General features: G+C 66.2%; 7 protein-coding genes. 5 read left to right on the top strand and 2 right to left on the bottom strand.

Features of this window, described 5'->3' with window-relative positions:
* Positions 1–174 precede the first annotated feature (174 nt).
* The gene (locus tag ACILR9_RS16005; protein WP_395710943.1) at positions 175–5361 is read left to right on the top strand and encodes a Calx-beta domain-containing protein; all 5187 of its coding nucleotides are present in this window, start codon (positions 175–177) and stop codon (positions 5359–5361) included.
* Positions 5362–5574: 213 nt separating this feature from the next.
* A complete protein-coding gene (locus tag ACILR9_RS16000) occupies positions 5575–15330 on the top strand; it encodes a Calx-beta domain-containing protein (RefSeq protein ID WP_395710942.1) in 9756 nt (3251 codons plus the stop codon).
* A gap of 109 nt (positions 15331–15439) precedes the next feature.
* On the opposite strand, the gene ACILR9_RS15995 is transcribed toward ACILR9_RS16000, so the two are convergent.
* Positions 15440–16312 (bottom strand): TauD/TfdA dioxygenase family protein, encoded by an 873-nt coding sequence (locus ACILR9_RS15995; protein WP_395710941.1) that lies wholly within the window; start codon positions 16310–16312, stop codon positions 15440–15442.
* A 263-nt stretch (positions 16313–16575) separates the two neighbouring features.
* Positions 16576–18498 (bottom strand): molecular chaperone HtpG, encoded by a 1923-nt coding sequence (gene htpG, locus ACILR9_RS15990; RefSeq protein WP_395710940.1) that lies wholly within the window; start codon positions 18496–18498, stop codon positions 16576–16578.
* Between the two features lie 169 nt (positions 18499–18667).
* Here htpG and ACILR9_RS15985 point away from each other — a divergent pair, with 169 nt between their 5' ends.
* The 3 genes from ACILR9_RS15985 to ACILR9_RS15975 all read left to right on the top strand — a co-directional run bounded on the left by ACILR9_RS15985 (position 18668) and on the right by ACILR9_RS15975 (position 20793).
* The gene (locus ACILR9_RS15985; protein ID WP_395710939.1) at positions 18668–19159 is read left to right on the top strand and encodes a hypothetical protein; all 492 of its coding nucleotides are present in this window, start codon (positions 18668–18670) and stop codon (positions 19157–19159) included.
* A 107-nt stretch (positions 19160–19266) separates the two neighbouring features.
* The gene (locus ACILR9_RS15980; RefSeq protein ID WP_395710938.1) at positions 19267–20004 is read left to right on the top strand and encodes a hypothetical protein; all 738 of its coding nucleotides are present in this window, start codon (positions 19267–19269) and stop codon (positions 20002–20004) included.
* Between the two features lie 282 nt (positions 20005–20286).
* Positions 20287–20793: an invasion associated locus B family protein gene (locus ACILR9_RS15975; protein WP_395710937.1), complete on the top strand. Its 507-nt coding sequence runs from the start codon at positions 20287–20289 to the stop codon at positions 20791–20793.
* Position 20794: the final 1 nt, after the last annotated feature.

Raw genomic sequence — 20794 nt, 5'->3', positions numbered from 1 at the left:
AACGGTTTCCAATTTGACAGGGAAGGTGTGAAGCGAAAGTCGGTGGAGCGCTAGGGTGGCGGCACCTTATGCTGTCGACGGGAAGGTGAATTCGATGTCCATTGCCTTGTTCGTACGCAACGGGAGTCGGAACGGCAGATTTTCGACCGGCTGCGCCCCGGTCTGGAGGTTGACATGGCAACTTCCTTGATCAACGGCCTCGGTGGCGCTTCGGGTTTCGGCGAAGGCGCATTGCCGCGAGAGGACGACTCGCCCTCGCTGTTCATAGACCTGACCGCCGTGATGCCCGGCGGCCTCAATTTTTTCGGCACCACCTATGCCGGCCTCTATCTCAACTACAATGGCAGCGTGACGTTCGGTACGCCGCTCGAGGAGTATACTCCGACCGCCATCACGGCCTCGACCAACGTTCCGATCATTGCTCCCTTCTGGGCAGACACCGACACGCGCAGCGGCACCACGGTGGCCTCGCCCGGCGGCACGTCCACCGGCTCGAACCTGGTGTGGTACGATCTCGATGTCGCGAGCCACATTTTCACCGCCACCTGGGACGACGTCGGGTATTACGACGAGCACCTCGACAAGCTGAATGCTTTCCAGCTGCGCCTGATCTCGGTCGGCACGACCGGCGATTTCGACATCCAGTTCCGCTACGAAACCATCAATTGGACCACCGGCGACGCGTCGGGTGGAGACGGCGGGCTGTTCGGCCAGGTGGCCGTCGGCGGATATTCCTCGGGCGACGGCGAAAACTACGATCAGCTGCCGCAAAGCGGCAACCAGGCGGGGATGCTGGCGCTACCGACAGCCAGCAACGTCTCCACGCCGGGGCTGTTCACTTTCAGCATCCGCCAGGGCGTTCCCGTGGTCGCGCAGATCTCCATCGCGGCGACCGCTGCCGACCAGGCGGAAGGCCACAGCGGCCTCACGCCGTTCACCTTCACGGTGAGCTTGACCGGCGACACCTCGGTCGCTCGAACCGTCTCCTACGCCGTCACCGGCAGCGGCGCGAATGCGGCTACGAGCAGCGATTTCGAGAACGCTACGCTGCCGTCCGGCACCGTCTCATTCGACGTCGGCCAGACGGTGCAAACGATCACGGTGAAGGTGCAAGGCGACAACGTCGTGGAAGCCGACGAAAACTTCCTCGTCACGCTGTCGAACGCATCCAGCGGCGCCGTGTTGGGAACCGACAAGGCAACGGGGACGATCCGGAACGACGATGCACGCCTCGCCATCGCTGCTGTCAGCGCCGACCAGGTCGAAGGCGACAGCGGACTCGCGAACTTCACCTTCACGGTGACACGCTCGGGAGATACCGGCGTAGCGCACAGCGTTTCGTATGCGGTTACGGGCTCGGGCGCCCATGCCGCCTCGGCAGCCGATTTCTCCGGCGGCGTGTTGCCCTCGGGAATCGTCACGTTCGGCGCGCACGAGACGACGCAGACGATCACGATCGCGGTGAACGGCGATACCGCCGCGGAGCTCGACGAGAGTTTCGTCGTCACCCTGTCGAATGCCTCGGCGGGAGCCCTGATCGATACCGCGACCGCCTCAGGCACGATCCGCAACGACGACCGTTCAACCGTAGCAATCCTCGCCCAGTCCACCGACAAGCAAGAGGGCAACAGCGGCACGACCGTCTACAGCTTCACGATCTCGCTCGATCAGGCGGCGGCAACCGACCAGACCATCGACTGGGCAGTGACAGGGAATGGCTCGCATCCTGTCGATGCTGCCGACTTCGGCGGATCGTTGCCTTCCGGGACGGTCACCTTCGCAGCCGGCGACACGGTCAAGACTTTGGAGATATCGGCTGCTGGCGATAGCGCGATCGAGTTCGACGAAGGCTTCATGGTCAGCCTGTCGAACCAGTCGGCCGGCCTGATTGTCGGCACCGCAACGGCGACTGGTGTCATCCGGAACGACGACAAATCGATCGTCTCGATCGCCGCCCTGTCGGCCAGCAAGACCGAAGGTAACAGCGGCACGACGGCCTTCACGTTCGCCGTGAGCCTCGATCAGGCTGGCGTGACGGACCAGAGCCTCGACTGGAGCGTCGCCGGTTCCGGTCCGCATGCCGCCGGTGCGGCCGATTTCGGCGGCGCGCTGCCCGCCGGTGCGCTGACCTTCGCTGCCGGCGAAACCAGCAAGATGGTGACGGTGCTGGTGTCGAGCGACACGATCGTGGAATTCGACGAAGGCTTTTCCGTCGCTCTTTCGAACATGTCGCCCGGCCTCACGCCGGGAACGGCGTCGGCTTCCGGCACGATCGTGAACGACGACACCTCGATCGTGTCGATCGCCGAGGCGATCGCGTCTCGGCCCGAGGGCGACAGCGGCGCCATCTCCTACGAGATTCCGATCGTTCTCGACCAGGCCTCCGTCACGTCCCAGACAGTCGCCTGGGCCGTCGCCGGCTTTGGCGATCACCCGGCCGACGCTGCCGACTTCAACGGCGCCCTGCCGTCCGGAATCGTGACCTTCGCCGCCGGCGAGACCGTCCGGACCGTTACGGTCACGGTCTCGGGCGACACCACGGTGGAGTTCGACGAAGGCGCCGTCCTGACTCTGTCCAACCCGTCGGCCGGCCTCGCGCTCGGGACGGCATCGGCCTTCGGCATCATCCTGAACGACGACACCTCGATCGCGTCGATTGCCGCCGTGTCGGCAAGCAGACCCGAGGGCGATGACGGCACCACTCTCTATACTTTCGCGGTGACGCTCGACCGGCCGGGCGTCGTGCCCCAGACGATCGACTGGGCGGTATCGGGCTCGGGAGCACATGCGGCAGACGGGGCAGACTTCGGCGGCCTCCTGCCCTCGGGCTCGGTGAGCTTCGCCGTCGGCGAGACCAGCCAGATCCTGTCGATCGCTGTCAGGGGAGATATCGCCGTCGAGTTCGACGAAGGCTTCAAGGTCGCCCTCTCCAACCCGTCGTCGGGCCTGGCGCTGGGCGTCGCCGCCGCGACCGGTGTGATCCAGAACGACGATTCCGCGACGGTCTCGATCGCGCCGGTAGCGGCCGCTCTTGCGGAAGGCGACAGCGGTATCACCGCTTTCGACTTCAAGATTTCCCTGAGTCAGCCGGCAAGCGGCGGCGAGACGGTTACGTGGTCGCTGTCGGGGGCCGGCGCCCATCCGGCCGACTCCGCCGACTTCGGCGATGCCTCGCCCGGCGGCACCGTGACGTTCACGGCGGGCCAGACCAGCGCCGTCGTCAGCGTCTCGGTCCGGGGCGACACGATGGCGGAGTTCGACGAAAACCTTGCCGTCGAGCTATCCAGCCCGTCACTCGGATTGACGCTCGGTAACGCGACCGCCGTCGCGACCATCCTGAACGACGACACGCCCGTCGTATCGATTGCCCCCGCCAGCGCGATCAAGGCCGAAGGCGATGCCGGCGCCACGGCTTTCACCTTCACCGTATCGCTCGATCAGGCCGCAACGGCGGCCCAATCGGCCGATTGGTCGATTGCCGGCGCCGGCGCCCATGGCGCCGATGCCGTCGATTTCGGCGGAATCCTGCCCACCGGCAGCGTCAGCTTCGCTGCCGGCGAGACCAGCAAGACGGTGACCGTGCTGGTGACCAGCGACACCATCGTCGAATTCGACGAAGGCTTCGTCGTCGCCTTGTCCAATGTCTCGGCCGGACTTGCTGTCGGTACCGCATTGGCGAGCGGCACCATCCTGAACGACGACAAGTCGGTGGTTTCGATCGCCGCCGCGACAGCCGCCAAGGCGGAGGGTCATGCCGGGACGATGGCCTTCACTTTCACCGTGGCGCTCGACCAGCCGGCAACGACCGGCCAGTCGGTCGACTGGACAGCCACAGGGTCTGGCGAGCACGCCGCCGATGCCGCCGACTTCGGCGGATCGCTGCCGACCGGCAACGTGTCCTTCGCCGCCGGCGAGACCAGCAAGACCGTCACCATCCTGGTTGCCGGCGACACGGCGGTCGAATTCGACGAAGGATTCGAGGTCGTCTTGTCCAACGCCTCGTCGGCGCTGGTGCTGGGCGCAGCAACCGCCAATGCAACCATCCTCAACGACGACGCGACGGTCTCGGTTGGCGCCGTGGCAGCGAGCAAGGCGGAAGGCGATTCCAGCGCAACGGCCTTCACCTTCGAGGTGACGCTGACCGGCGACAGCTCGGTGCCGCACAGCGTTTCGTACGCCGCATCGGGCTCGGGAGAGCATCCGGCCGATGCAGCCGATTTCTCCGGCGGCGTGCTTCCCGCCGGGACGCTCACGTTCGGCATCGGCGAGACATCGAAGACGATCCTGGTGAATGTCGCGGGCGATACGTCCTTTGAAGCTGACGAAGGGTTCGTGCTCACCCTGTCGGCCCCGTCGGGCGGGCTCTCGATCGCTACGGGATCGGCCAGCGGATCGATTCTCAATGACGACCCGGCCGGCCCGCCGCAGCCCACGGTGGTGCACGACGACGCCTATGCCGGCCTGTCCGGTCAGACCATGCATATGACCGCCGCCAATGGGGTCCTGTTCAACGACAGCGGATCGAAGCTGGCGGCGAGCCTGGTGAACGGGCCGGCGCACGGCACGCTGGCGGTCGGTGCCGATGGCAGCTTCGACTACACCCCGGCCCAAGGGTTCACCGGCACCGACAGCTTCCGTTACCTCGCCTTCGGCGACGCAGGCGGCGAGTATCGAACGGTCGACGTCCACATCGCCGGGCTGACGCCAAGCGCCACCCTCGATCTCTTCTCCCTGACGGCGGAGCAGCAGGTCGCGATCGCCTACACGACCTTCTTCGGCCGTGGTGCCGACGCCAAGGGCTTCGCCTTCTGGGTCGGCGAGTTCAACGCCGGCTTGCCGCGCCTCGGCCAGGCCGGCCTGTTCTCGGCCATTGCCGATGCCTTTGCGGCCAGCAGCGAGGCCAAGGCTCTTTATCCGTTTCTCGACCACGCGCAGGGCGCGAGCGATGCCGAGATCGGCGGCTTCCTGGATAGCGTCTACAATAACCTGTTCAACCGGTCGGCGGACGCCGGCGGCCTGGCCTACTGGACGGGGCAGGTCCGCCAGGCCATCGCCTCCGGCCGCTTCGTCGGCTCGATCCTCGACGACATCGTGGGCGGCGCCCGCAATTCGGAGGCCGGACAGGACGTCATGACGGTGCTCGGCAAGGTCGCCGTGAGCCTGAGCTACGTGCACGACCAGCAGCGCTTCCACGCGCCGTGGACGGCGGTGGATGATGCCGCCGACGCCAGGGCCCTGCTGCACGCCGTCACCGCCGATCCTCAGACCGTGCTGATCGGCGTCGTACAGGCCTACAACCTCACCATCGCGAGCCTGGTGCGGGCCGATGGCTTCGGCGAAATGCCCGGCTCGGCCTTCTAGGGGCTGGGACAGGCGAAATCGCATCATCACAAATCCACCACTTTGTCGGTGGATTGACTGCCGGCGCAGACTTGGTCAGACGGGGACGTTCGTTCGGTCATTGCAGCGGCTACCGCCGTCCGGGCGGACAGTGCGAACGTGTGGGGAACGGCCCGGCTGCAAGCGACCCACGCCAGGGTCATGGTCGGGCGGTCCGGGGGTTCTTCTTCAACTATGACGTCCAATGTCATCTTCATCGATTGGCGGGTGGAAGACCCGCAATCGATCGTGGCGGGGCTGCCCGCCGGCAGCACCTGGTACATCCTGTCGCCCGGCGAAGATGGCATCGGCCAGATCCGCCGTATCGTCGCACGTTATTCGAACCTCGACTCCATCCAGATCGTCTCGCATGGCCGGGAAGGCGCCCTCCTCCTCGGCAGCTCGGTGGTCGATGCGGCGAGCCTGACGGCTGAAGCCTCCGCCCTGGCGGAGATCGGCGGGTCCCTGTCGGAGACCGGCGACCTTCTCCTCTACGGCTGCGAGGTCGGACAGGGCGAGATCGGCCGCGCCTTCGTCGACGTGCTGGCGAACCTCATCGGCGCCGACGTCGCTGCATCGGCGGATCGGACCGGGGCCGCGGCGCTGGGCGGCAACTGGACCCTGGAAGTGGCCAGCGGGGCGATCGAAGCCCTGGCAATCGACGGCGGCGGCTATGCCCAGCTGCTCGGCCCAGCCGTCGTGGCGATTGCGCCGACGATTGCCTTCAAGGCGGAAGGTTTCTTTGGCACGTCGACCTTCACCTTCACGGTCACGCGCGGTATTGATTTCTCGGCGGCACAGACCGTCGACTGGCAGGTCTCGGGAGGCGGACCCAATGCCGCCACGGCGGAGGATTTCGTCGGAGGGGTCTTTCCCTCGGGCACCCTGAACTTCGCCATCAACCAGACCTCGGCAACCATCACGGTGAACGTCCAGGGCGGTGTGGCGGCCGAGCCGACCGAGTTCTTCAGCGTCACGCTGCTCAATCCCAGCCCCGACCTTTCGATCAATACGGCGACCGCCTACGGCACGATCCTCGACGGCGGAGGCGTCGTCTATCGCGCCTCGATCAATCCGCAGGCGGTGGAGGGCAACGATGATTCCTTCGATCCCGCCCTTTCGCCGGGCGGCACCCTGGCCGCCTTCGCCAGCCGTGCCGACAACCTCGTGTCCGGCGATGGCAACGACGCCAGCGACATCTTCGTCAAGGACCTGACGACCGGCCTCGTCCAACGCATTACGATGGGCTTTCTCGGAGACGAAGCGAACAACAGCTCTTTCTCCCCCGTCTTTTCCCCGGCGGGTGGAAAAATCGCCTTCGTCAGCCAGGCAAGCAATCTGGTGGTGGGCGACGGCAATTTCACGACGGACATTTTTGTCTGGAGCAACGGGACCATCACGCGGGTGTCGACCGATGCCCTCGGCAATGAGTCCAACGGTTTCTCGGATTCGCCGTCCTTCTCGGCCAACGGCACGAAGATCGTCTTCGTAAGCAATGCCAACAACCTGGTTGCCGACGACACCAACGGAACCGAGGATATCTTCGTCAAGGATCTGACCACAGGCGCGATCCAGCGGGTCAACACGACGGTGCTGGGAGACGAGGCCGCAGGCGATGGCGAAGGCGGCGGATATTCCTCCGAGCCCATCTTCTCGCCGGACGCCAGCAGGGTGGCGTTCGTCAGTGTCGCCGACAACCTGGTGGCAGGCGACACCAACGATGTGGCCGACGTCTTCGTCAAGACCTTGTCCGGTGGCGCCATCGTCCGTGTCTCGGTGAACGCGAGCGGCGTTCAAGCGAACGGCGACTCGTCCGGCCCCGTGTTTTCGCCCAACGGCAGGGTGGCCTTCACCAGCGAAGCCACCAACCTGATCGCCGGCGATACCAACGGCGTCGCCGATATCTTCATCAAGAGCCTGGACGGCTCGATCACGCGCATCTCCACCGACGCCACGGGATCGCAGGCCAATGGCGCCTCGTGGGGAGCCGTCTTCTCGCCGGATGGAGCGCGAATATTCTTCGCGAGCGTCGCATCGAATTTGGTGGCCGGCGACACGAACGGTGTCGCTGACATTTTCGTCAAGGACCTGTTCACCGGGCAGATTGCGCGTGTCTCGACGAATTCATCGAACGTCGAGACGTCCGGGGGCAACGGATCAAGCGAGTTCGTCCTGTCGGCTGACGGCAACCGGCTCGCCTTCTACAGCGCCGCGACGAACCTGGTGAATGGCGGCGACAACGGATCGAGCGACATCTACGTCCGGTCGGTGAGCACGGTTGTCATCACGGCCACGGATGCGATCAAAGCGGAGGGCCAGTCCGGCACCACGCTCTTCACCTTCACCGTCACGCGGTCGGGCGACATTACCCAGGAGCAGAGCCTCGACTGGGACGTTGTAGGCACGGGTGCGGACGCGGCCGATTTCGGTGGGAATTGGCCTTCCGGCTTCGTGCACTTCGCCCCGACCGAAACCAGCAAGACCATCTCGATCTCGGTGTCGGGCGATACCAGTCTCGAGCTCGACGAAGAGTTCACGGTCACCCTGTCGGCGCCATCGCCGGGTCTCTTCATCATGGCCCCGTCGGCCACCGGCACGATCCAGAACGACGATACACCGATCGTGTCGATCACCCCGCTCTCGGCCGTTCATCCCGAGGGCGACGGCGGCACAACGGCTTTCACCTTCACGGTGAGCATCGATCAGTCGATCGCGAACTTCGAATCGGTCGAATGGGCGGTAGTCGACGCCGGCGGACATCCGGCCGATGCCTCCGATTTTTTCGGCGGGACGCTGCCGTCGGGCCTCGTGACGTTCTCGTACTACGACACGTCGGCGACCATAACCATTCAAGTGGCAGGCGACGTCGCCGCGGAGTTCAACGAAGACTTCAGCGTCGTCCTGTCGAACCCCACGCCTGGCCTGGTGCTCGGCACGGCAACCGCCACAGGCACGATCCAGAACGACGACGCCGTGACGGTCTCGATCGCCCCCGCGTCGGCCGTCAAGCCGGAAGGCAACACCGGCTTCACGTCCTTCACGTTCACGGTGACCCTCAATCAGGCTGCCGAGGCGGATCAGACGGTCCACTGGGCCGTCATCACTGGCTCGGGCGGACATGCCGCGACCGGCGCCGATTTCGGCAGCTTGCTGCCGATGGGAACGGTGACGTTCGTCGCCGGCGACACGACAGAGACGGTGACCATCGCCGTGGCGGGCGACAGCACGGTCGAGTTCGACGAGGAGTTCACGGTCACCCTGTCGAGCCCCTCGTCCGGCCTGGTGCTCGGCACGGCAACCGCAACCGGCACGATTCAGAACGACGACGTCTCGACGGTCTCGATCGCACCCGCGTCGGCCGTCAAGCCGGAAGGCAACAGCGGCACCACGCCCTTCACCTTCACGGTGAGCCTCGACCGGGCCGGCGTGGTCAGCCAGACGGTCAATTGGGCGGTGACGGGCCCGGGTGGGCATGCCGCCTCTGGCGCCGATTTCGGCGGCTCGCTCCCAATCGGAACGGTGACGTTCGTCGCCGGCGACACGACAGAGACGGTGACCATCGCCGTGGCGGGCGACAGCACGGTCGAGTTCGACGAGGAGTTCACGGTCACCCTGTCGAGCCCCTCGTCCGGCCTGGTGCTCGGCACGGCGACGGCCTCCGGCACGATCCAGAACGACGACGTTTCGACGGTTTCGATTGCGCCCCTGGCGGCCATCAAGGCCGAAGGCGACAGCGGCACCACATCCTTCACCTTCACGGTGAGCCTCGACCGGGCTGGCGTGGTCAGCCAGACGGTCAATTGGGCAGTGACGGGCTCGGGCGCCCATGCAGCGGATGCCGCCGATTTTGGCGGCGCCCTGCCGATCGGCTCGGTGACGTTTGCCGCGGGCGAAACCAGCAAGGTCGTGACGGTGCTGGTATCCGGCGATACCACCATCGAGTTCGACGAAGAGCTCACTGTCACCCTGTCGGGCGCCTCGTCCGGGCTGGCGCTCGGCACGGCGACCGCGAGCGGAACGATCCAGACGGACGATCGTGCGACCGCCTCGATCGCGGCCCAGTCGGCGGTGAAGGCCGAAGGCAATACCGGCAACACAGCCTTCACATTCACCGTAACGCTCGACCGAGCCATGCTGGTCGATCAAACGGTCGACTGGACAGTGGCGGGCTCCGGCGCGCATGCCGCCAATGCCGCGGATTTCGGCGGATCGCTGCCTTCCGGCAGCGTGAGCTTTGCGGCGGGTGAGACGAGCAAGACGATCAGCGTGTTCGTCGCCGGCGATTCCGCGATCGAGTTCAACGAAGACTTCGCCGTCACCCTGTCGAACGCATCATCCGGCCTGATCCTGGGCAATTCCTCGGCGAGCGGCACGATCCAGAACGATGACGTCTCCACCGTCTCGATCGCGCCGCTCTCGGCCAACAAGTCCGAAGGTAACAGCGGCACCACGTCCTTCACCTTCACCGTCAGTCTCGATCAGGCCGGCGTCGGCTCCCAGACGGTCAACTGGGCGGCGGCGGGCAGCGGTGCGCACGCCGCCAATGCGGCGGATTTCGGCGGATCGCTGCCGTCTGGCAGCGTGACCTTCCTCGCCGGCGACACCAGCAGGACCGTGACGGTATCGGCGGCGGCGGACACGGTTGTCGAGTTCGACGAGGAGTTCCTCGTCACCTTGTCGGGCGCCTCCTCGGGCCTTGCGCTCGGCACGGCCGCGGCGGGCGGGACGATCCAGAACGACGATCACTCGATCGTATCGATCGCTGCCCTGTCGGCGATCAAGCCCGAGGGCAACAGCGGCTCCACGTCCTTCACTTTCACGGTGAGCCTCGACCAGGCAGCCGTCACCGGCCAGACAGTCGACTGGGCCGTGACGGGGTCGGGCGCGCATTCGGCCAGCTCGGCGGATTTCGGCGGAGCCCTGCCTTCCGGCAGCGTGAGCTTTGCCGCCGGCGAAACCAGCAAGACCGTCACGGTAGCGGTGTCGGGCGACCCTGCGGTCGAGTTCGACGAGGACTTCACGATCGCGCTGTCGAACGTCTCGAGCGGTCTGATCCTGGGCACGTCGTCGGCCAGCGGCACGATCCAGAACGATGACCGCTCGGCCGTGTCGATCACGGCGCTGACCGAAGGCGTGCTCGAAGGCGATGCCGGGACGGCGCCCTATACCTTCAGGATCACGCTCGACCAGGCGAGCGTCACCAGCCAATCGATCGAATGGACGGTGATCGGCACAGGCACCCATCCGGCCGATGCCACCGATTTCGGCGGCGCCTTTCCGTCCGGCGCCGTCACCTTCGCGCCGGGCGAAACCTCCAAGACGGTGACACTCGAGGTGTCGGGCGACACCGCGCTCGAGTTCGGCGAGGCCTTCACCGTCGCCCTTGCCCATCCGTCGAGTGGCCTCTTGCTCGCACCTGCATCGTCGATCACGGGTACGATCAACAACGACGACGGCCTGATCGTATCGATCGCCGACCTGTCGGCGGTGAAGGAGGAGGGCAACGACGGCCAGGCGCTCTTCACCTTCACGGTGCGGCTCAATCACCTCCTCGAGATCGACGGACCGACGATCGACTGGGCGGTGACGGGATCGGTCGATCATCCGGCAGATGCCACCGACTTCGGCGGCATCCTGCCGTCAGGGACGGTGACCTTTGGGCCCAACCAGCAGGTCGTGATCGTGAGGGTGTTCGTCTCGGGCGACACACTGGTCGAGTTCGACGAGACCTTCACCGTCACTCTGTCCAACCCGGCCGACGGGCTCTTCCTCGGCGTGGAGACGGCGAGCGGCGTCATCCGGAACGACGACGTCGCGGTCGTGTCGATCGCCGCCGCGTCGGCCGCGAAAGCCGAGGGCGATGGCGGCGGCACGACCGCCTTCACCTTTACGGTATCCCTGGGCCAGGCGAGCGTGACGGCTCAAAGCGTCGACTGGTCGGTGGCCGGGATCGGTGCCCACGCCGCTTCTGCCGCCGATTTCGCCGGCGCCCTGCCGTCCGGAAGCGTGACCTTCGCCGCCGGCGAGACCAGCAAGACCGTGACGGTGCAGGTTGCGGCCGACGGCGCCGTCGAGCTCGACGAGGGATTCTCGGTCACCCTGGCAAATGCCTCGTCGGGGCTGGTGCTCGGAACGACCTCGGCCGCGGGCACCATCCAGAACGACGACAAGCCGGTGGCGTCCATCGCCGCGGTGTCGGCAAACCGGCCCGAAGGCGACAGCGGCACGGCATCCTTTACCTTCACGGTCAGCCTCGACCAGGCCGGTCTCGCCAGCCAGACACTCGACTGGGCGGTCGTCGGATCCGGTCCGCATGGCGCCAACGCCGCCGACTTTGGCGGCAGCCTGCCCGGGGGATCGCTGACCTTCGGGGTCGGTGAGACCAGCAAGGTCGTGACCGTGACGGTTTCCGGCGACTCCGCCGTAGAGTTCGACGAGATCTTCGTGGTTACCCTGTCCAACGCGTCGTCGGGTCTCGCGCTCGGCACGACGTCGGCCAGCGGGACAATCGTGAACGACGACCGGTCCGTGGTGTCGATCGCGCCGTTGTCGGCGGTCAAGCCCGAAGGCGGCAGCGTCTCCACCTCGTTCACGTTCACCCTGAGCCTCGACCAGGCCGGCGCGACCGAGCAGTCTGTCCTCTGGTCTGTGGTGGGCACGGGTCCGCATGCCGCCGATGGGACAGATTTCGTCGGGGGCCTGCCGTCGGGAATGGTCACCTTCGCCGCCGGCGAAATCAGCACGACCGTGACCATCGATGTCGCAGGCGACGGCGCCGTGGAGTTCGACGAAGAATTCGACGTCACCCTGTCGACCGCTTCGGCCGGCCTGGCGATCGGCGTTTCGGCCGCGACCGGAACGATCCAGAACGACGACAAGGCCGCCGTGTCGATCGCCGTGCTGACGGCCGACAAGGCGGAAAGCAACAGCGGCTCCACCGCCTTCACCTTCGTGGTGTCGCTCGACCAGGCCGCGGTCACCGCCGAGACAGTCGACTGGAGCGTGTCCGGATCGGGCGCACATCCTGCCTCGCCCCTGGATTTCGATGGCGTACTGCCGTCCGGCTCGGTGATCTTCGGCGCCGGCGAGACCAGCAAGATCGTGACAGTGCTGATATCGGGCGACACCGCCGTCGAGCTCGACGAAGGATTCGCTGTCAGCCTGTCGAACGCATCGGCCGGCCTGGTGATGGGCACGGCGACAGCCATCGGGACGATTCGCAACGACGATGGCTCGGTGGCATCGATCGCCGCCCTCTCGGCGGAGAAGCCGGAGGGCGACAGCGGCACGACCCTGTTCACCTTCACCGTGAGGCTCGATCAGGCCGCCCTCGCCGACCAGACCATTGCCTGGTCGGTGACGGGGTCGGGAACGCATGCCGCCAATGCTGCCGACTTCGGCAGCACGCTGCCGTCAGGCGCGATCACCTTCGCGGCCGGCGAGGTCAGCAAGACCGTGACCGTCGCGGTGACGGGGGACCCGACGGTCGAGTTCGACGAAGAGTTTACCGTCACGCTGGCTAGCCCGTCGGCGGGCATTCTCCTTGGCACGACGAGCGCGCACGGGATCATCCAGGACGACGACAAGCCCGCGGTCTCGGTGGCCGCCCTGGCGGCGACGCAAGCCGAGGGCAATGCCGGCACGACCGGCTTCACCTTCACGCTGACCCTGAACCAGCCCGCGGTCGCGAGCCAGACGGTCGTTTGGACCGTGACCGGCTCCGGCACGCATCCGGCCGACGCCGCCGATTTCGGCGGCAGCTTGCCAAGCGGCGTCGTGACGTTCGCGCCGGGCGAGACCAGCGAGGTCGTGAGCGTCGCCGTATCGGGCGATCTGGCGCCCGAGCTCGACGAAGGCTTTTCGCTCGCGCTGTCGAACCCGTCGGCCGGCCTCGCCCTGGGTATCTCCTCGGCCAGCGGCACTGTCGTGAACGACGACGGCTCGGCGCTGACCATCGCACCGCTGGCGGCCGTGCGCGCCGAGGGCGGCAGCGGATCGACGCCCCTCACCTTCGTCCTCAGCCTCGACACGGCAAACACCTCGGCGACGACGGTCGACTGGTCCGTGTCCGGCAGCGGCGCACACGCCGCCGATGCCACCGATTTCGGCGGCACGACGCCAGCCGGCACGGTGACGTTTGCAGCCGGCGAGACCAGCAAGGTGCTCACTGTGCTGGTGTCGGGCGACTCGTCGGTCGAGTTCGACGAAGGCTTCAAGGTCACGCTGTCGAACGCCTCGGGCAATGTCGACGTCATCACCGCGACGGCGAGCGGCACGATCCTGAACGACGACACGTCGACGGTCTCGATCGCCGCGCAGTCGGCCGCCAAGGCCGAGGGCAACAGCGGCACGACTGCCTTCGCCTTCGCGGTGTCGCTGGACCAAGCGGGCACGGCCACCCAGACCGTCGACTGGTCGGTCGCGGGGTCCGGCGCTCACGCTGCCAATGCCGCCGACTTCGGCGGGGCGCTGCCGTTCGGCACGGTGACGTTCGCGGCCGGCGAGACCAGCAAGACGGTGACGCTTCTGGTGTCGGGCGATGCCGCGCCGGAATTCGACGAGAGCTTCGACGTGATCCTGGCCAATGCGTCGGCTGGCCTGGCGATGGGCACGACGTCGGCATCCGCGACCATCCAGAACGACGATCTGTCGATATCGATCGCCGCCCTCTCGGCCTCCAGGCCCGAAGGCAATGCGGGCACGACGCCGTTCACGTTCCTGGTCACGTTGACCGGCGATACCTCGGCCGGCCAGAGCGTCGACTATGCGGTCTCCTTCTCCGGCGGCGACCCGGCGGTTTCCTCGGATTTTGCCGGCAACGCGTTCGCTGGCGGCACGGTGAGCTTTGCGCCGGGCGAAACGGTCAAGACCATCCTGGTGGACGTCGCCGGCGACGTCGTGAAGGAGGCAGACGAGACCTTTTCCGTGACCCTCTCGAATCCGTCGCCCGGCGTCGCCATCGGCACCGCGAGCGCGACGGGAACCATCCGCAACGACGACGTGCTGCCGTCGCTGCCGCCGGAAGCGCACGACGACGCCTACATCGATTTCCCGGGCCAGGCGCTGCACATCGGCGCCGCGAGCGGCGTGCTGTTCAATGACGGCAGCACCGTGCCGTTGACCGCGAGTCTCCTGACCGGCCCCGCCCATGGCACGCTCAGCCTCGCCGCCGACGGCGGTTTCGACTACACGCCCGACGCGGGCTTCTTCGGCATCGACAGCTTCAGCTACCGCGCCGCCGGCGTCGGCAGCTCCAGCGACGAGCATGCCCTGATCTATGTCACGCCTTTGACGGCGGATGCCACCCTCGACCTTGCAAGGCTCACGGCCGAAGAGCAGGTTGCCGCGACCTACACCGCCTTCTTCGGCCGCGGCGCCGACAAGGGCGGCTTCGGATTCTGGGTCCATGAGTTCGCCGTCGGCGCGCCCAGCCAGGGCGCGGCCACGCTGTTCGGCAACATCGCCAGCTCGTTCGCCGTCAGCGACGAGGCGCAGAGCCTCTATCCCTTCCTCCTGAACCCGTTCGGCGCGAGCGACAGCCAGATCGGCAGCTTCCTCGATACCGTCTACAATAACCTGTTCAACCGTTCGGTCGACATTGGCGGGCTGTCCTACTGGACAAGCCAGATCCGGGACACCCTGTCATCGGGCAAGTTCGTGGGCTCGGTCCTGACCGACATCATGAGCGGCGCCCAGAACACGACGCAGTTCCAGGACATCACGACCTTGATGGGCAAGGTCGCCGTGAGTCTCGGCTACGTCCACGAGCAGCAGCGCTTCAATGTGCCGTGGACTGCGGCCGACGACGGTGCCGACGCGGCGGCCCTGCTGCATGCCGTCACGGCCGATCCGCAGACGGTGTTGGTCGGTATCCTGCAGGCCTACGACCTGTCCTTCGCGGCCCTTGCCCGCAGCGACGGCTTCGGCGGAAGCCCCGGCGGCGTTGCCTGAGCGGGAGCAGCTTTCGCTCGGCCGCAAACAGCCGGGCGATAAGGTCACGCTCTGGCGAACCCGTGGCCTTCATGAAGGGAAAGCCCTCGCTGCGCGCGGGATGACAGCATCAGGCAGCCATGACCGGCTCGCGACCGACGATGGTGGTGCGATGCATGACGCGGCGTTCGTTGGGGTCATGCGGCGTGACCGCATGGACGGTGCAGCGGTTGTCCCACATCAGGACGTCGTCCGGCTCCCATTCGTGCCGGTACATGTATTTCGGCTGGGCGGCGAACGCGGTGAGATCTGCGATCAAGCGGCATGCTGCGGCCTCGTCCATCCCTTCGACAGCGTCGTTGTAGATCGAGCTGATATAGAGCGACTTGCGTCCCGTGACGGGGTGGCGGCGCACCATCGGATGCCAGACCGGCGGCATCGCCGCCTGCTCCTCCGGCGTCGGCGCCGGCGAGCCGACAACCCTGTGCAGCATGCTGAAATCATGCCGCGCCCTGCGGCCTTCCACGTCGCGGCGCAGGCTTTCCGGCAGGTCGTCGTAGACCATGTACATGTTGATGAACTGGGTGATCCCGCCGGTGCGGCTGATCTCGATGCCATGCAGCAGCGAGCCCATGCTGGGAAGCGGCCGATAGCTGCTGTCGGTGTGCCACTGCTGCGACGAGGAGAGCTGCTTCTGCGACGGCTCCGAGGGACGCATCAGGCGCCCCTCCTCGTCGACATTCGAGACAAGGAAGATTTCCGCCACCCTGTCCGACCGCAGATGGAGCGACGTCTGGTGGAAGATCTCGACGTCGCCGAAATGGCGCGTGAAGGTGACGTGCTCGCGATCGGTGATGTGCTGCTCGGGAAAGACCAGCACCAGATGCTTCATCCAGGCGTCGCTCACCGCTTTCAGCGTCTCGGCGTCCACGGGCTGGTGCATATCGATGCCGCGGACTTCCGCGCCAAGGGCAGGATGTCGTGGCTTGACCGTGATCGTCATGCTGGCCTCCCGGAACTCATGTCGCTCGCAACCGGGCAAGGATAGGCCGATCAGTGCACGTGGTCGAGCCATCGCCGGGGTGCGAAGCGACGCCTCCCCTCGGTTTCGCCGAGCGCATGCGCTGTCTTCGGGATGTCCCGAGCGTCGCGAGGAATCCTTCCGAGACGACGCAGCCCATCGATTGTCGCCCCCCCCTCTTGCGTAGGACAGGGAGAATTGGAGATGTGTCCCCTTCCTGGCGGCAACGCCGGGGAGGCCGATTGCTACCCCGCGCGCAAGCCGCGCACGACCAGCGCGTTCAGACGTTTGGCGAAGGCGGCCGGATCGGACGGCATCTCGCCGTCGAGGATGTGCGCCTGGTCGAGCAGCAGGAAAGCGATGTCGGCCGCTTCCGCTTCGCGCTTGTCGGCGTGGGCGGCGGCCAGGGCGCACACCAGGTCGTGCCGCATGTTCAGCTCGAGAATCGGCTTGGTGACGCCGCCGCGGTTCTGGCGGGCGAGCAGGCGTTCGAGCTCGCGATCGCGTCCCTGTGCGGTCGCAACCAGGCACGCCGCGCTGTCGGTCAAACGCTGAGAGGCGCGCACGTCGGAGACCGTGTCGCCGAGCATCGCCTTCACGCTCGCGATCAGGGCTTCATCGTCCTGCTTGGCGGCCTCGCGTTCCGGCTGATCGGCCTCGCGCTTGTCGAGCAGGGGAATCAGCCCGAAATCCACATCGCCCTGGCTCAGCGACTTCAGCTTCTTGCCGCCGAGCTCCTGCGGCATCACGGTCCAGAAAGCGTCGATCGGATCGGTGAGAAGCAGGACCTCGATGCCGCGCGCCCGCGCCGCCTCGAGCTTGGGATTGGACCTGATCCGCTCGGCGCTTTCGCCCACCAGGTAGTAGATCTCGGTCTGATTGGGCTTGAGATCCGCGACGTAGGCTTCGAGGCTGCGCATGCCGCTGCCAGCCGTGGTGGAAAAGCGCGCCAGGGCGAGCAGCTGGTCGCGCCGCTCGCGGTCTTCGTAAAGGCCTTCCTTCAGGACAGGACCAAAGGCTTCCCAGATCTTGGCGTAGGCTTCGGCGTCCTTCGTCGCCGTGCTCTCCAGCTCGCCCAGCACCCGGCCGGTCAGTCCGTTGCGGATCTGCGTCACTTGCGGATTGTTCTGCAGCATCTCGCGCGAGACGTTGAGCGGCAGATCCTCGCTGTCGACGACGCCACGCACGAAACGAAGCCACGCCGGCAGCAGGTCGGCATCGTCGGTGATGAACACGCGGCGGACGTAGAGCTTAACGCGGCCCTTGCGGATCGGGTCGGCGAGATCGAAGGGCGGCGTGCTGGGAATGAACAGCAGGACGGCATAGGACTGCCGGCCTTCGACCTTGTAGTGCAGCGTGAGCGCCGGCTCATCGAAGGCCATGGCGAGCGAGCGATAGGCCTGCGTGTAGTCCTCCTGCTTCAGCTCCGACTTCGATCGCTGCCACAGCGCGCTCGCGGCATTGACCTGTCGCGCCTCGCCCTTGTCGTCGACCAGCTCGATCGGGAACAGGATATGGTCCGAATAGCTCCTGATGATCCGCTCGAGCTCGAACGGCTCGAGATACCGCTTGGCGTCCTCCTTGAGGTGAAGGAGGATTTCCGTGCCGCGCGGCACGCGCGCCGCCTGCTCGGCACTCGCCGGAGCGACGTCGAAGCCGGCACCGCCGGAGGACGTCCAGACCCAGGCTTCGCCGGAGCCGGCGCGGCGGCTCGTCACCGTGATGCGGTCGGCAACCATGAAGGCGGCGTAGAAGCCGATGCCGAACTGGCCGATCAGCCCGGCTCCTTCCTTGGCCTCCGACAGGCCCTTCAGGAAGGCCTTCGTCCCGGAGCGGGCAACCGTGCCGAGATTGTCGATCAGCTCCTGGCGGTCCATGCCGATGCCGGTGTCGGCGATCGAAAGCGTGCCTGTCGCCTTGTCTGGCAGAATTCGAATGGCGAATCTGTCGGCACCAGCCAGGAGCTCCGGTCGGGCGATCGACTCGTAGCGCAGCTTGTCGCAGGCGTCCGACCCGTTGGAGATCAGCTCGCGCAGGAAAATGTCGGTCTCGGAATAGACCGAATGAACCATGAGGTTCAGAAGCTCGGCGACCTCCGCCTGGAATGGGTGGGTCTGAGAGCGGGCCGCCTCTTCAGGTCGGCTCGCCGATGCGCCGGCGTCGTCCATCTCTTCCTCTCGTAAGGTGTGCGAAACGGCCGCTGGATATAATCAAAGTCGGGTTGTAGGCCAAGGCCATGGCTTGGCAAGAATCTACTGGCAGGCAAGCTGAAAAAACAGCATGCAGAGGATGTGGGCGCGGCTACCGGGGGCGGTGGCCAGCGGTAGGGCTTCGGAGATGATCTTCCAGCTGAATATTCTGCATGGCCTGCTGGCCATAGGCGCCATCGGCTGCGCCTATCTGGCGCTGCGCGAGGTCCGCCGGCCGTATGTATCGGTATGGCGACTGTTCGTTCCGCCCTTCCTGGGCTGTGCCGTCGCCTTCGGTCTGGTGCTGATCCAGCTCGCGGCCAACCACCCGTCCTGGCAATTCGGCGCCGCCCTGTTGGTTGGCCTGACCGCCGGTGCTGCCCGCGGCTTCACGATGCAGGTGCAGATCGACGCCTATCGGCCCCGCTTCCAGGCGCGGCCCGCCACCAAGCGGGTGCTGTTGTGGGTGTCCCTCGTCCTGGTGCTCTCCGTTTCCCTCGATGCGGTCGGCGCCGTTCAGTCGCCCGCTCTCGCACCCGTGCGGTTTTTTGCTGCCATGCTCGCGACCCTCTGTGCCGGCACCCTGGTCGGTCGCGCAACCGCCGTCACGGCACGTCTTCGCTACGCGCACAGGGACTGAGCCCCGGGCTCGCTGCATGACCACGAGGGTCAATTGAAGATCGGTTGGCCGGCCGCTACAAGAATCGCCCGCGCCCGCTCTCGAGGTGTTTCTTGAGCCCTATCGCCATGGCGACCGTTGCCTTCGCTCTCATCCTGGCCGGAACGATCGCGGGAACCATGCTGAGATCGAGGCTGCCGGAACCGCACCTGACGGGCGATTCCAAGGAAGTCATCCGCCTTGCGACCGCCCTGGTCGGTACCCTGACTGCCGTGGTCCTGGCCCTGCTGTTTGCCGCGACCAGAACCTCGTTCGAGCACACCAGCAGCTATGTCAGCCGACTGGCAGCCGACATCACCGAGCTCGACGAAATCCTGCGGGATTATGGGCCGGAGGCAGCGCCGGTCCGCACACAGCTTCGCGCCGAGATCGGCCCTTTGATCGATTCCATCTGGCAAGAGCAGGCGGTGAAAGCCGGCCGTCCAACCAGCCTGCGAACCGCGCACGACGCGTCGGCGACCTACCTGTTGCGACAGCTCCAGCCCAAGAATTCGGTGCAGGCCTCCTTGCAGGCGCGTGCGCTGGCAATCACCACCGACATAGCCCAGACCCGGCTTGCCCTGTTCGCCCAACCACCCGACTCGGTATCGCACCCCTTCATCATCGTGCTGGTGCTGTGGCTGACCTTCATTTTCACGACGTTCAGCATGTCGGCCAAACCAAACCCCACGTTGACCATCGTGCTCGGTGTCTGCGTTCTGTCAGCGTCAGCGGCGGTTTACCTGATTCTCGAGCTCGGGCAGCCCTTCGACGGCCTGATGCAGGTCTCGAACGACACCCTGCGATCGGCCCTCAGGCCGATCTGAGCAGCAATCAGTATCGCGTTTGCTCTCCGGCTTACACCGACCTGTCATCGATACCGGTACCGACAGCAGCGCCGCGCGGCCGTTGAGAAGGTCGACAAGGAATTGGTCGCCGAAGGGGCGAGGGTCGACAATCTGCCGCGGTCGGCTTGATGGCGACACCGGCCCGCGTGCATTCTGTCGCCAGTCGCCATGGCGGGGCGGCGACCGCTCGGGATCGCGTTGGTCCCGCGCTCGGAGGTTGTTGCCGCTGACGGATTCAACATCTGGGAGACCTGGGAGAAAATGGTGCTGCGCAATTTCGCCCGCCACCGAGTGGCCCATCTCGGCCTGCTGGCGTGTCTGGCAATGACCGAGGGGCCGCCGCGAGCGGCGGCCCAGGACAGTGTCGCGGCCTGGCGCGTCGAATGTGCCGGCGACGGCAAGACCCTGGATTGCCGGGCGATCCAGCAGATGATCAACCGCGAAGACAAGCAGGTGGTCGTTCTGGTGTCGGCGCGGATTGCGCCCGACACCAAATCCCCGGTCCTTACCATCCAGCTGCCGCTCGGCATCAGCCTCACGGAGCCGGTCCAGCTCAAGGTCGACAGCGGCGCCGTCGAGCGTCAGCCGGTGCAGACCTGCACGGCCGCCGGGTGCATCGTCAGCGTCCCCTTGAAGGATCCGCTTCTTGCCGCCTTGCGCGGCGGCACATTGCTCAAGATCACGATCCAGGACACCAACAAGCGCACGATCAACATCGACGTCCCACTGCTGGGCTTCGGCCTGGCCTACGACAAGATGATCAAATAGC

The sequence above is a fragment of the Reyranella sp. genome, from assembly GCF_044224635.1.
Taxonomy (GTDB): Bacteria; Pseudomonadota; Alphaproteobacteria; order Reyranellales; family Reyranellaceae; genus Reyranella.
This window is presented reverse-complemented; position numbering and strand designations above follow the sequence as displayed.